Annotated in this window: 12 protein-coding genes; 7 read left to right on the forward strand and 5 right to left on the reverse strand. The window is 66.3% G+C overall.

The annotated features are described in order from the left end of the window. Position 1: 1 nt before the first annotated feature. A complete protein-coding gene (locus NH14_RS04810; protein WP_035521102.1) occupies positions 2-358 on the forward strand; it encodes an SUF system Fe-S cluster assembly protein in 357 nt (118 codons plus the stop codon). Position 359: 1 nt separating this feature from the next. Next, positions 360-692, forward strand: a complete 333-nt coding sequence (locus NH14_RS04815) for a non-heme iron oxygenase ferredoxin subunit (protein WP_035521100.1) — start codon at positions 360-362, stop codon at positions 690-692. Between the two features lie 136 nt (positions 693-828). Here the strand turns inward: NH14_RS04815 and NH14_RS04820 are convergent, their stop codons facing one another. From NH14_RS04820 to NH14_RS04830, 3 genes are all read right to left on the reverse strand, one after another. After that, positions 829-1,752: a glutaminase gene (locus NH14_RS04820; RefSeq protein WP_035521098.1), complete on the reverse strand. Its 924-nt coding sequence runs from the start codon at positions 1,750-1,752 to the stop codon at positions 829-831. Positions 1,753-1,826: 74 nt separating this feature from the next. Beyond that, entirely contained in the window at positions 1,827-2,474 is a 648-nt protein-coding gene (locus tag NH14_RS04825; RefSeq protein ID WP_035521095.1) for a helix-turn-helix transcriptional regulator, read from the reverse strand. Continuing rightward, positions 2,471-3,475 carry an ornithine cyclodeaminase family protein gene (locus tag NH14_RS04830; protein ID WP_052147726.1) on the reverse strand — a complete coding sequence of 335 codons (1,005 nt, stop codon included), beginning with the start codon at positions 3,473-3,475 and terminating at the stop codon, positions 2,471-2,473. The genes NH14_RS04825 and NH14_RS04830 overlap by 4 nt, the downstream gene beginning before the upstream one ends. A gap of 141 nt (positions 3,476-3,616) precedes the next feature. Between NH14_RS04830 and NH14_RS04835 the strand changes: the two genes are divergently transcribed. Further along, positions 3,617-4,432, forward strand: a complete 816-nt coding sequence (locus NH14_RS04835) for an ABC transporter substrate-binding protein (RefSeq protein WP_407947128.1) — start codon at positions 3,617-3,619, stop codon at positions 4,430-4,432. Positions 4,433-4,472: 40 nt separating this feature from the next. Further along, positions 4,473-5,717, forward strand: a complete 1,245-nt coding sequence (locus NH14_RS04840; protein WP_035521093.1) for an NAD(P)/FAD-dependent oxidoreductase — start codon at positions 4,473-4,475, stop codon at positions 5,715-5,717. Between the two features lie 36 nt (positions 5,718-5,753). Here the strand turns inward: NH14_RS04840 and NH14_RS04845 are convergent, their stop codons facing one another. Beyond that, on the reverse strand, positions 5,754-7,337 hold the full coding sequence (locus tag NH14_RS04845; RefSeq protein ID WP_035521092.1) for a DHA2 family efflux MFS transporter permease subunit: 1,584 nt from the start codon (positions 7,335-7,337) through the stop codon (positions 5,754-5,756). A 313-nt stretch (positions 7,338-7,650) separates the two neighbouring features. On the opposite strand from NH14_RS04845, the gene NH14_RS04850 reads away from it, so the two are divergent. Next, on the forward strand, positions 7,651-8,295 hold the full coding sequence (locus tag NH14_RS04850) for an alpha/beta hydrolase (RefSeq protein WP_035521090.1): 645 nt from the start codon (positions 7,651-7,653) through the stop codon (positions 8,293-8,295). 99 nt (positions 8,296-8,394) lie between these two features. Here the strand turns inward: NH14_RS04850 and NH14_RS04855 are convergent, their stop codons facing one another. Next, on the reverse strand, positions 8,395-8,796 hold the full coding sequence (locus tag NH14_RS04855) for a hypothetical protein (RefSeq protein WP_035521088.1): 402 nt from the start codon (positions 8,794-8,796) through the stop codon (positions 8,395-8,397). 310 nt (positions 8,797-9,106) lie between these two features. Here NH14_RS04855 and gltA point away from each other — a divergent pair, with 310 nt between their 5' ends. After that, the gene (gene gltA / locus NH14_RS04860; protein ID WP_035521759.1) at positions 9,107-10,408 is read left to right on the forward strand and encodes a citrate synthase; all 1,302 of its coding nucleotides are present in this window, start codon (positions 9,107-9,109) and stop codon (positions 10,406-10,408) included. A 164-nt stretch (positions 10,409-10,572) separates the two neighbouring features. Next, positions 10,573-12,843: an amylo-alpha-1,6-glucosidase gene (locus NH14_RS04865; protein WP_035521086.1), complete on the forward strand. Its 2,271-nt coding sequence runs from the start codon at positions 10,573-10,575 to the stop codon at positions 12,841-12,843. Positions 12,844-13,178 lie beyond the last annotated feature (335 nt).

A 13,178-nucleotide genomic window follows, 5' to 3' on the forward strand; every position in this document is an offset into this window, starting at 1 on the left:
CATGAAACCCACAGACGACTTGCCCGAGCGCGACGATGCGCAAGGCAGCGGCGGCGAATTTCGCGCGCGCGTGATCGATGCGCTGCGCACGGTCTACGATCCCGAGATCCCGGTCAACATCTACGATCTGGGGCTCGTCTATGGGCTCGATGTCGACGACGAAACCGGCCAGGTGGCGATCCGCATGACGTTGACCGCGCCGGGTTGCCCCGTTGCGCAAACCTTTCCGTCGATCGTGGAGGACAGTGTGCTGGACGTGGCGGGAGCGAGCGCGGTACGGGTCGAACTGGTGTGGGATCCGCCGTGGACGCGAGCGCGCATGTCCGACGCGGCGCGTCTGGAATTGGGGATGCTTTGATATGGCCGACTGGGTCGACGTGGCGCCTTGCGCCGAATTTCCGCCGGGTGCGGTGCGCAGCGTGAATGTCGAGGGCGCGCAGGTCGCGGTGTTCAATCTCGACGGAACCTGCTACGCGATCGAAGACGTTTGCACGCACGATGGCGGGGCGCTGACCGGCGGGGCGGTGGAGGGCGACGAGGTGATCTGCCCACGGCATGGCGCGCGCTTTTGCATTAGAACCGGCAAGGTTCTGGCGCCGCCGGCCTATGAGGATGTTGCGGTATTCGCGGTGCGCGTGGAGGGCGGCGTGGTCCAGGTGCGGGATACGCGGTGGGATGAGAGCGGGTTTTGAGCCGCCGCCGCGAGTGCGGTCGCAGTTTCCACCGCAGTTTCCACCTTAAGCGCTCGCCTCGAACACCTTGCTGTATTGCACGCTGGCCACCGGCACGGTGCCGCGCAATACAGAGTTCTTGCATGGGCGAGCCCCCTCAAAAAATCGACTGTCCCGTCCGCGTGGTCAACCACTCCAGCGACTTCACCCCCGCGAGCGAATTACCGTTCGCATCGAGACCCGGCGACCAGACGCACACGGCCATCTCCCCCGGCAGCACGGCAACGATGCCGCCGCCCACGCCGCTTTTCGCCGGCAGCCCCACGCGATAGACAAAGTCGCCCGCGGCGTCATAGGTGCCGCAGGTCAGCATCAGCGCCGAAAGACGCTTGGCGGAACTCGCGTCGAGGATGCGTTCGCCCGAGACCGGCGCGACGCCGCCGTTGGCGAGAAAGAGCGCGGCGGTGGCAAGCTCCACGCAGTTCATCTCGATTGCGCACTGGCGGCAATACGCTTCGATCACCGTCTCCGGCGGCATCTGCATATTGCCGAAGCTCGCCATGAAATGCGCCATCGCGCGGTTGCGCTCGGCATGCTGGAGTTCGGAACTCGCGACGCGAAGGTCGTAATCGAGATCGGCGGCGCCCGTCAACCGGCGCACGAATTGCACCAACGCCGTTTCCGCGCCCACGAAGCGGCGGCACAGCACATCGGTGACCACGAGCGCGCCCGCGTTGATGAACGGATTGCGCGGCTTGCCGCGCTCGGTCTCCAGCTGGACGAGCGAATTGAACGCATTGCCCGAGGGCTCGCGGCCGACGCGGTCCCAGAGCGCGTCGCCGAGCAGCTGGAACGCGAGCGTGCAGGCAAACAGCTTGGAGATGCTCTGGATGGAGAAGCGCTCGTGCGCGTCGCCGATTGCATACACCGTGCCGTCGAGCGCGACAATCGCCATGCCGAACCGCTCGGCGGGCACTCTGGCGAGTTCGGGAATGTAGTCGGCGACCCGGCCGGCGGTGCGCAATGGCGCGATGTCGCGATAGATCTGTTCGAGGATCGCTTGATAGTCCGGCTTGTCCATTGACCGATGATGCGTGTGAGCAGGGAACGCGATGATAGCGCACGGCGTCGGCGGTTTGCGTGTCCGGTTCGTCGTCAGGCGTCGCCCTTCATCTCGCGCAAGTGCTTGTACACCGTCGCGCGCCCCATGCCCAGCACCTTCGCCACATAGTTCGCCGAGCTCTTGCCCTTGAATGCGCCTTCGGCATACAGCGCCTCCACCAGCTCGCGCCGGTGCTCGCGCGTGAGCGAGTTGAGCGCCACCTGGCGCTCGCGCAGCCAGCCGTGCAGGAAGGTGTTGATGCGCTCCTGCCAGTCGTCCTTGAACAGCTCCTCGGGCTGCGCGATCACGCCCGAGCCGCGCAGGAACAGGTCGAGCGTCGCGTGCATGTCGTCGAACGCGGCGATGTTGAAGTTGATGCACATGACGCCCATGGCGTGCCCGGCGTCGTCGAACAGCGCCGTGCTCACGCAGCGCATGCGCCGGCCGTCCCAGTTCACTTTTTCGTAGGGGCCCAGCAGCTTGTTGCGCGTGGTTTCCTCGACGTCCTCGAGCGCCGAGTCGTCGCCGATCTCGCGCTTCGAGAGGTTGTTCGACAGGTACGCCACGGTTTGATCCGCGAGATCGTGGATCACCACTTCGGCGAACGGAAAGAACAGCGTCGTGATGCTGTCCGCCACGTGCGCGTAGCGTTCGAGCAGCCGCTCGCGCGGCGTCTTCGGCGAGGCGGGTGGCTTCTTCATGAGCGAGCCGCTCCGCGCAGATGCGTGTAAAGCGCGTAGGCGATCGCGATGTCTTCGAGGCCGAGGCCGATCGAGCGGAAGAACACGTGGCGCGCGTAGTCCGGGCGCGGGCAGGCGTCGTTCGCGAGCTCGGCGAGGTCGCCCACGATCGCGTCCGGCGACCAGCCGTGCTCGCGCGCGGCCAGCACCATTTCCCCGGCGCTCGATGGCGTGGTGCGGCGGTAGTCGCAATACACGTCGAGCGCGGGCAGCGCGGCCGGATCGATTTCGTGCGCCTGCGCGACGTTGGTGCTGATCGAGGTGACGAGCGCGGGCTTCGTGAGCGCGTCGAGCGCGAGCACCGGCTTGCCCGAGGAGGTGCAGAGCATCACGACGTCGGCGTCCTCGGCGCATTCGCGCGCCGTCGTGGCGAGGCTCACGCGGGTGTCGGCGGCGCGCACGGTCGCGGCGCGATCGCCGTCGCCGGCGAGCCCCGGAGCGTACACGCGAATGCTTTCCCAAGCGCGCAGCGGCGCGGCGTGGCGAATGTGCGCGAGCGCCACCGCGCCCGCGCCGATCACGGCGAGGCGGCGTGCGCCGCGCGGCGCGAGCTGGTCGATGGCGAGCGCCGTCGTGCCCGCCGTGCGCTCGGTCGTGAGCAGCGCGGCGTCGCACCACATCAGCGGCTGGCCGGACTGCATCGACATCAGCGCGGTCCAGGCCGTGACGATGGGCTTGGCCCCCTGAGTCCCCGCGATATACGGCGAAAGCTTCGCGCCGAACACGCCCGCGCTGGACAGCACGCCAAGGTAGGTGATGAAGTCGCCCGCGTCCTGCGGAAACAGCGCGAGCGTCTGCGGCGGCTGGACGGCCTCGCCACGGCCGAGCGCGGCGAACATTTCAGCGAGCACGCCGCGCACGTCGAGGGCGGGCAGCGCGGCGCGCACCTGCTCGGCGTCGGCGACGAACGGTGCCAAAGACGGCGCGGCAGCGCTCGCGCAGGAAAGGGACGTATCGGACATGCTGTGCTCCATGTAGACATTTTTGTCCATTCTAGACTTTATTTTTATTTTTCGTCTATATTTGCATCGTGGCGCGGGACTTCTTCACGAACGGCGCCGCCCGACCTCTTAACGACTATGGTGACGACGATGAACACGAAGATGATTCGCTACGCGCGAGCGGTCCGCCTTGCGGGCCTGGCCGGTTTGCTGGGCGCGGGGCTCGGCATGACGGCGGGCGTGGCGCATGCACAGAGCGCGCAGGGCGCGCAAACCTTGCGCTTCGGCGTGGAGGCGTCCTATCCGCCGTTCGAGAGCAAGACGGCGTCGGGCGAGCTGCAGGGCTTCGACATCGACATCGGCAACGCGGTCTGCCAGCGTCTGCAGATGAAGTGCGTGTGGGTGGAGAACAGCTTCGACGGCCTGATCGCGGCGCTCGAGGCGCGCAAGTTCGACGCCATCAATTCGGCGATGAACATCACCGAGAAGCGGCGTCAGCAGATCGACTTCACGCCGGCCATCTACGTGATGCCGATCCAGATGGTCGCGAAGCGCGGCTCGGGGCTGCAGCCCACGCCGGCGAGCCTCAAGGGCAAGCACATTGGCGTGCTGCAAGGGTCGACGCAGGAAGACTACGTGCGCAAGCACTGGGCGCCCGAGGGTGTGTCGATCGTCACGTATGAGAACCAGGACCAGATTTTCGCGGATCTGGCCGCGGGACGTCTGGACGGCGCGGTCCAGGAAGTGCAGACTGCCACCGACGGTTTTCTGTCGAAGCCGCAAGGCAAGGACTTCGATTTCGCGGGCGCGCCGCTCAAGGACCCCGCCACGCTCGGCGAGGGCACCGGCTTCGGCATGCGCAAGACCGATGCGGCGCTCAAGGCGAAGGTGGTCGCGGCGCTCGACGCGTTGCGCAAGGACGGCACGCTCGCCAAACTGTCGATGAAGTACTTCGGCCGCGACATCATCGCGAAGTGATGCGCGCCGGAACCCCATCCATGACTTCCAGAGGAGCCGCATGAGCAAGGACGCAATCGTGCTGGGCGCGGGCATCGTCGGCGTGAGCGTCGCGCTGCATCTGCAGGCGCGCGGCGTGCGCGTCACGCTGGTCGACCGGCGCGAGCCGGGCGAGGAAACGAGCTTCGGCAACGCGGGGTTGATCGAGGCGTCGTCGGTGGTGCCGTATGGTTTTCCGCGTGACTGGCGCATGCTGCTGCGGCTCATGCGCAATGACTCGACGATGTTGCGCTACGACGTGCGCTCGCTGCCCGCGTACGCGCGCTGGCTCGCGACGTTCTGGCGCGAGTCGGCGCCGGCGCGGCTCGCGGGTGCCTCGCGCGATATGTTGCCGCTCATCGAGCGCAGCGTGGCAGAGCACGATGCGCTGATTGCAAGAACGGAGCTGCGCCCGCTCGTGCGCCCGGTCGGCTGGATCGAGGCGTATCGCTCACTCGCGCAGTTCGAGCGCGAGCGCGAGGACGCGCAGCGGGTGGCCGCGCAGCATGGGCTGCACATGGCGGCGCTCGACGCGGCGGGCTTGCGCGCGGCGGAGGCGTCGCTCGCCGAGGGCTATGCGGGCGGGCTGCACTGGATGGATCCGGCCAGCGTGGCCGACCCCGGCGCGCTCGTGAAAGGCTACGCGCAGTTGTTCCTGCGCGAAGGCGGCACGTTCGCGAAGGGCGATGCGCTCACGCTGCGCGCGCAGGGCAGCGGCTGGCAGGTGCAAACCGACGCTGGGCCGTTGTCGGCGGAACTGGCTGTCGTGGCGCTCGGGCCGTGGTCGGATCTCGTGACCGCGCCGCTTGGTTATCGCGTGCCGCTGCGCCCCAAGCGTGGCTATCACATGCATTACGCGAGCGAGGCGGCCGCGCCGCTCACGCGTCCCGTGGTGGATATCGAGGGCGGGTATGTGGTCGCGCCGATGAAGCGCGGCCTGCGGCTCACCACCGGCGTGGAACTGGCCGAGCGCGGGCGTCCGCCCAACTACGCGCAGCTCGACGCGGCCGAGCGCGCGGCGCGGCCCATGTTCGGGCTAGGCAAGCGGCTCGACGACGCGCCATGGATGGGCATGCGCCCGTGCACGCCCGATATGCGGCCGGTGCTCGGACCCGCGCCGCGCCATGCGGGGCTGTGGTTCGCGTTCGGGCACAACCACCACGGGCTCACGCTGGGGCCGGTGTCGGGGCGGCTCGTGGCGGAGCAGATCATGGGCGAGACGCCGTTTACCGATCCGAGGCCTTATTTGCCGAGTCGGTTCGCGTAGCGCGGGCAACGCGGCCATGCGAACAACGCGGCAGGCTCAATGCGCGCCCGCCGCGCCGCCGCCCCCCGAACCCTTCGTCGACTTCGTGATCCAGATGAGCGGAATGATCGCCAGAAAGATGATCGCCGAGATATAGAAGATGTCGTTCAGGCCCATCATCGCGGCCTGGGTCGAGAGCTGGAAATCGAACAGCGCATGCGCCGAGGGCTCGCTCAGATGCAGCGCGGCCTGCGTCTGCGCGATCGACTGTGTGAAGACGGGGTTGCTGACCGAAGCTTGCTCGGTGAGGCGCGCGTGGTGCAGGATCGTGCGGTTGTTCCATGAGGTCGTCGCGATCGATGTGCCGACGGCGCCGCAGAACACGCGCACAAAATTCGACAGCCCGGCAGCAGCGGGAATGCGCTGCGGCGGCTGCCCCGCGAGGATGATCGCCGTGAGCGGCACGAAGAACAGCGCCATCGGCACGCCTTGCAGCAGCGTGGGCAGCACGAGATGCCAGGTGTCGATCTCGATCACGTACTTCGAGCGCATGAAGAACACCACGGCGAACAGCACGAACGCGACGGTTGCGATCATGCGCGCGTCGGTGCGCGGCAGTATGCGCCCGACCACGGGCGACAGCAGCAGCGCGAAAATGCCGAGCGGCGCGGTCACGAGGCCCGCATCCACCGAGCGGTAGTTCAGGTATTCCTGCATCCACTGCGGCAGCAGCACCAGATTGCCGAAGAACACCCCATAGGCCACCGAGATCGCGATGGTTCCGCCAAGAAAGTTGCGCTGCGTAAAGAGCCGCAGATCGACAATCGGATGCTCGGCGGTGAGCTCCCACACCAGAAAGAACGCGAAGCTCACGATCGCGGTGATCCCGAGCGTCACGATTACGGGCGAGGCGAACCAGTCGAGGTCCTTGCCCTTGTCGAGCAGAATCTGCAGTGAGGCGACCCACGCGATCAGCAGCCCCAGGCCCACCACGTCGATGGGCGGCTTGCGCGTGGCCGACTCGCGGTGGCGATAGATCGACCACGTGACCGAGGCCGCGAACAGGCCAACCGGAATGTTGATGTAGAAGATCCACGACCAGTTGTAGCTGTCGGTGATCCAGCCGCCCAGCGCGGGGCCCGCAATCGGACCCACGGTTGTGGTCATCGCCCAGAACGCGAGCGCGGTGGCCGATTTGTCGCGCGGCCAGGAGCCGAGCAGGATGGCTTGCGAAAGCGGAATCAGCGGCCCCGCCACCGCGCCTTGCAGCACGCGCGCGACCAGCAGGATCGGCAGCGTGGGCGCGACGCCGCACAGCCACGAAGCGAGCACGAACGACAGGATCGAAGCCACGAACAGGCGCACCTGGCCGAAGCGCTGCGTGAGCCAGCCGGTGAGCGGAATGGAGACTGCGTTGGCCGCCGCGAACACCGTGATGACCCACGTGCCTTCGTCCACCGAGACGCCGAGGTCGCCCGAGATGGTCGGGATCGCCACGTTGGCGATCGAGGTGTCCAGCACGTTCATGAAGGTTGCGAGCGCGACGGCGATGGTCGCGAGGATCAGCTTGCCGCCTTCGAGAGGCGGCGGCGCGGGTGGCGGCGCGGACGGCGAGGACGAGGGGGCGGCGGGTTGGCTCAAGCTTCTTCTCCGCGAATTCCGGGGCTGCAGGGGCAATGAGGCCGCCGCGGGCTCGCACGGCCGACCGGATTTGCGGCAAGGATACCTGCAATCGCGCTACGGCATGGGAGGGCGTGAAAGCATCCCCAGGCGGCGCAGGGGCATCGTCTGGCCGCGCCGTCGCTGATGTCATTACACTTGCCTTTCGTTTTACCGGCGGTTCAGTGAGCGGACATACGCGGGTCGCAAGGGCGGCGTATGCTGGCAGCAGGCCGGCCTGGCGGCAGGGGGTGTTGGCAAAAGGGCGGCAGTTTGACGACAGGGGGGCAAGACAATGAGCTGGGAACCATTCGATGGCGGCTGGCGTCTCGCACCGGCCGAAGGCGCGGCGCGTGCGGTCGTCGTGCTGCTGCACGGCGTGGGGAGCAATGCGCGCGATCTGATGCCGCTAGCCGACGCCTGGCGCGATGCGCTGCCCGGCGTCGCGTTCGCTTCGTTCGACGGCCACGAGCCGTTCGACGGCGGCTTTGGCGGACGGCAGTGGTTTACGCTGCGCGACGTGAACGAGACCAACCGCGCGGCGCGCGTGGCCGCTGCGGCTCCGGTGCTGGAGCAGCGCCTCGCCAACGAGCTCGCGCACTGGGGGCTCGGCTTCGATCGCCTCGCGCTGGTCGGTTTCTCGCAGGGGTCGATCATGTCGCTTTACCACGCGGCGACGCAGCCCGAGGGCGCGGCGGCTGTGGTCGCCTATGCGGGACGTCTTGCCACGCCGGTCGTCGCGAAGAGCCGCACGCCCATCACGCTCGTGCACGGCGAGGACGATGAAGTGATTCCGGTGATGGAGCTGGAGCGCGCCGCCCTCGCATTCAGCGACGCGGGTTATGCCGTGGCGGCGTACGCGCTGCCGGGCGTAGGACATACGATCACGGCGCAAGGAGCGATGCTCGGGCGCGACGCGCTGGTGCGGGCGCTGGGATAGCGCTTTCGCTTCACGATGCCGCGCAGTGTGGCCACATGATGGCCGCTGCGCGGTCTTTCCGGAATAGTCCAGAAGTATGGCACTCCGAACTTACTGGAGTTACTCGCGGCCGTGCGCATGCGCGTCGAGCTTGTGCTCGGCCGCTTCGCCCACGAGGCCGGCGTAGTAGAGATGCACGCCAATGGCGAGCGAGTCGTTGCGGATTTCGTGAAACGCCTTCCATGCCTTAACAGGATCCTTGAACACCAGGTAGTGCGCTTCCTGAGCGACGAGTCGCGCGACCTCGTGCAGGCCGTGGCCGTGCAGGACATCGACGAGAGCGTCGAGGCTGCGGTGCGTGCGCGCGTCGGTGCGCGGGTAGAGCATGTGGAGCACCGCCACGCGCTCGGACGCGAGCGCCGCCGAGAGCGCGACCACGATGTCCTGGTGATTGAGCGCGGTGACGGCAGCGTCTTCCGCAAGCTCGTTTTCTGCGAACAGGGTATCGACCGAAATGTTCATCTGTTCATTCCTCATCATGTTGTGCGTATCGGCCGGAGAGGTCCGGCGTGCGAGGCAGTATGTCAGAGCGGAACGGGCCTATGTTGCGCTGCACAGGCAAAATATTGTTGCAATAATCGATGTTAAGGCTGTTGAAAGCCTGCAATATTGCTTGTCGGGAGAGGCATTGTTGCGAGGATCGCTATCAATGGATGCTGCACTGCGCCGTAAAATGCGGCAGACGGTCGCAATGAGTTTTGTGCGAGTTTTGCACGCGTTTTGCACGAATTTTGCAGATAAGCGGCCGGAAATACCCATGCAAGGACAAGTCATGATCGATGCAACGACCCACGCCACACTCACGATCCCCGGCCGCTCAGAAGACGTCGAACTGCCGGTCTACAAGGGCACGACAGGCCCGGACGTGATCGACATCCGCAAGCTGTACGGCCAGACCGGCATGTTCACGTATGACCCGGGCTTCATGTCGACGGCGGCATGCAACTCCGCGATCACCTACATCGACGGCGACAAGGGCGAGCTGCTCTATCGCGGCTACCCGATCGACAATCTCGCGCAGAACGCCGACTTCCTCGAAACCTGCTACCTGCTCCTGAAGGGCGAGCTGCCCACGCAGCAGCAAAAGGACGAATTCGTTGCGATGGTCACGAACCACACGATGGTTCACGAGCAGATGCACTTCTTCTTCCGTGGTTTCCGCCGCGACGCGCATCCGATGGCGATTCTGGTCGCCGCGGTGGGCGCGCTCTCGGCGTTTTATCACGACTCGCTCGACATCAACGACCCGCAGCACAGAGACGTATCCGCGATCCGCATGATCGCCAAGCTGCCGACGCTGGTCGCCATGGCGTACAAGTACTCGATCGGCCAGCCGTTCGTGTACCCGCGCAATGACCTTTCGTACAGCGCGAACTTCATGCACATGATGTTCGCGAACCCGGCCGAGGAATACAAGGTCAACGACGTGCTCGTGCGCGCGCTCGACCGCATCCTGATCCTGCACGCGGACCACGAGCAGAACGCCTCGACATCCACGGTGCGTCTCGCGGGTTCGTCGGGCGCGAATCCGTTCGCATGTATCGCGGCCGGTATCGCTTGCTTGTGGGGCCCGGCGCACGGCGGCGCAAATGAAGCCGCGCTGAACATGCTCGAAGAGATCGGCTCGGTCGACAACATCCCCGAGTTCATCAAGCAGGTCAAGGACAAGAACTCGGGCGTGAAGCTGATGGGCTTCGGCCACCGCGTCTACAAGAACTACGATCCGCGCGCGAAGCTCATGCGCGAAACGTGCCACGAAGTGCTCAATGAACTCGGCCTGCACGACGATCCGCTGTTCAAGCTCGCGATGGCGCTCGAAAAGATCGCGCTGGAAGACGAATACTTCGTGTCGCGCAAGCTGTATCCGAACGTCGACTTCTACTCGGGTATCGTGCAGCGCGCGCTGGGCATCCCCACGTCCATGTTCACCTGCATCTTCGCGATGGCGCGTACGGTGGGCTGGATCGCGCAGTGGAACGAAATGATCGCCGACCCCGAGCAGAAGATCGGTCGTCCGCGTCAGCTGTTCGTGGGCGAAGCCTCGCGCGAGGCGACGCCGATCGCCACGCGCTGATTTCGGCTCGCGCCGCGGGTGAATCTACCGCGAATCCGCGGCGAATTTGCCGCGAACCTGCGGCCTCCTGTTCGGACAAAGCTTTCGTACGATTGCTGCTCGAGCCACTACAATCGAGCCAATCATGCCAATCGAGCAAGCGCGAACCGACCAGGAGGCACGCGATGCAGGATCCCGAATCACTCGGCGGCGTCACCCGCGAGGGCGGCGTGGACCATCCCGTTCACGAAAGCGATAGCGCATTTATCGCGCCTGAAACACCCGAGATCGCAAGTGCGGACCAGCACGTGCTCAAGTCGGGCGACACTTTCATCGTCAACGACTCGCAAGGCGACATCACCGGCGTGGACGATGGTCTCTTCGTCAACGACACGCGCGTGCTGTCCTCGCTGCGTCTCACCTTCGGCGGGCGCAGGGCGTCGCTGCTCTCGGGAAGCGTGAGCAGCGACAACACCGCTTTCACCGCGCATCTGACCAACCGCCCGCTGCCGCCGCTCGGCGGCTCGACCACGCCCGAGGGCGTGATTCACGTCGAGCGCGAGCGCGTGCTCTCGGGCACGATGATGACCGAGGCCATCGAACTCACGAACTACGGCACCGAAGAAGCAGTCGTGCCGCTGTCGATCTCGTTCGCGAGCGACTTCCGCGACATGTTCGAAGTGCGCGGCCTGAAGCGCGAGCGGCAGGGCACGGTCGTGCCGCCGCGCGTGGAAGACGGCGAGGTGCGGCTCGAATATATCGGCCTCGATAAAGTCGCGCGGCGCGTGCGCATCGAATTCTCGCCCACGCCGGACAAGCTCTTTGCCGACCGCGCCGACTTCACCGTGGCGCTGCCCGCGCAGGCTTGCGTGTCGGTCTATCTCACGGTGGCTATCGAAGTGGAGCCGCTCGCCGGCGCGGCGCCCGATGCGCGGAGCGCGGGCATCATCCAGGCGCCGAATTGCCTCGCCGACTCGAAGGAATCGCGCGTGGGCCGCGCGGCCGTGCGCGCCGCGCTGGTCGACGCGCACATCGTGATGCGCGAGCGCCGCCGCGCGGCGGCGCATGTGCGTTCGAGCAATCCGCTCTTCAATGCGTGGATCAACCGCTCGATTGCCGATCTCGGCCTGCTCACCACCGATCTGCCCACCGGCCCGTATCCCTATGCCGGCATTCCGTGGTTCTCCACGCCGTTCGGCCGCGACGCGATCATCACGTCGCTGCAGACGCTGTGGCTCGCGCCCGCGCTCGCGAGCGGCGTGCTGCGTTTCCTGGCGGCGCATCAGGCGCTCGAGGACTCGGCGTTCCGCGACGCGGCGGTCGGCAAGATCATGCACGAGATGCGCAAGAGCGAAATGGCCGCCACGGGCGAAGTGCCGTTCGCGCTCTACTACGGCGGCGTGGACTCAACGCCGTTGTTCGTCGTGCTGGCGGGCGCCTATGCGGAGCGCACCGGCGACATGTCGCTCATCGACGAGCTTTGGCCCGCGCTCGAACGCGCCGCGGCCTGGGTCGCGGGCGTATGCGAGCGCAATCCGCTCGGCCTGCTCGATTACAAGCGCGAGTCGGAAGGCGGCCTCGCGAACCAGGGCTGGAAGGACAGCCACGACTCGGTGTTCCATGCCGATGGCCGCTTCCCCGATGGCCCGATCGCACTGGTCGAAGTGCAGGCCTATGCGAGCGCGGCCTTCGAGACAATGGCGAAGTTCGCCACGCATCGCGGCCTCGTTGAAGAGGCCGCGCGCTATGCGAGCCGCGCCGCCAGGATTCGCCGTTGCGTGGAAGACAAGTACTGGATGGCGGAGTCCGGGTTCTACGGCATCGCGCTCGACGGCCACGGCGAGCTGTGCCGCGTGCTCGCGTCGAACGCGGGGCATCTGCTCGCCTTCGGCCTGCCTGAGTACGAACGCGGTCGCGCCGTGGCCGGCGTGCTCGAATCGGCGCTGTTTCACACGGGGTGGGGCGTGCGCACGCTGGCAGCGGGCCAGGCGCGCTTCAATCCGATGGCTTATCACAACGGCTCGGTCTGGCCGCACGACAACGCGCTATGCGCACGCGGGCTCGCGCGCTACGGCCGCAAGGAGGCGGCCGTGCGCCTGTTGCAGGCGCTGTTCGAAGCGGCGGTCACGTTCGATATGCGCTTGCCCGAGCTGTTCTGTGGCTTCCCGCAGCGCCGCGGCGAGCCGCCCACCGCGTATCCGGTGGCGTGCCTGCCGCAGGCCTGGGCCGCGGGCTCGCCGTTCATGATGCTCGAAGCGTGCCTCGGCGTGAGCATCGACGCGACGCGCCGCGAAGTGCGCGTCGAGCAGCCCATGCTGCCCGACGGCATCGACTGGCTCGAAGTGGGCGATCTGCGCGTGGGCAACGCCACGGTCACGCTCACGTTCCGGCGCGTGGATGGCAAGGTGGTGGCTTCGGCGGATCGCAGCGACATAAAGGTGGTTGCGGTGCTGTGACGCCGTCTTGCAACACATCCAGTCGTTCCTGATCGATCGGAAGTGCGGCGGGACTCGAGCCGATGGCCGAGTCCCGCCTCCTTGACGTCAATTGCGGATCACTTGAACGGCCAGGCGCTACAGCTCACGTTGTAACTGTTGAGCGACAGGTTTCGATCCGACAATCCGACGCTTGTACTGCCTGTTTCACCCACGGCTATATATCCGGTCGATGGTGCGGATTGGCCGCTCGCGAGCGCGCCTGTGCCATCCGGGTACTGGTAGTAGTAGTTGACAATACAACTGATTGGCACGGTGCCCGTGTTCTGGATTTGCATGATGCACGAGTTGTTTGG

The sequence above is a fragment of the Paraburkholderia sacchari genome (assembly GCF_000785435.2).
In the GTDB taxonomy this organism is placed as follows: domain Bacteria; phylum Pseudomonadota; class Gammaproteobacteria; order Burkholderiales; family Burkholderiaceae; genus Paraburkholderia; species Paraburkholderia sacchari.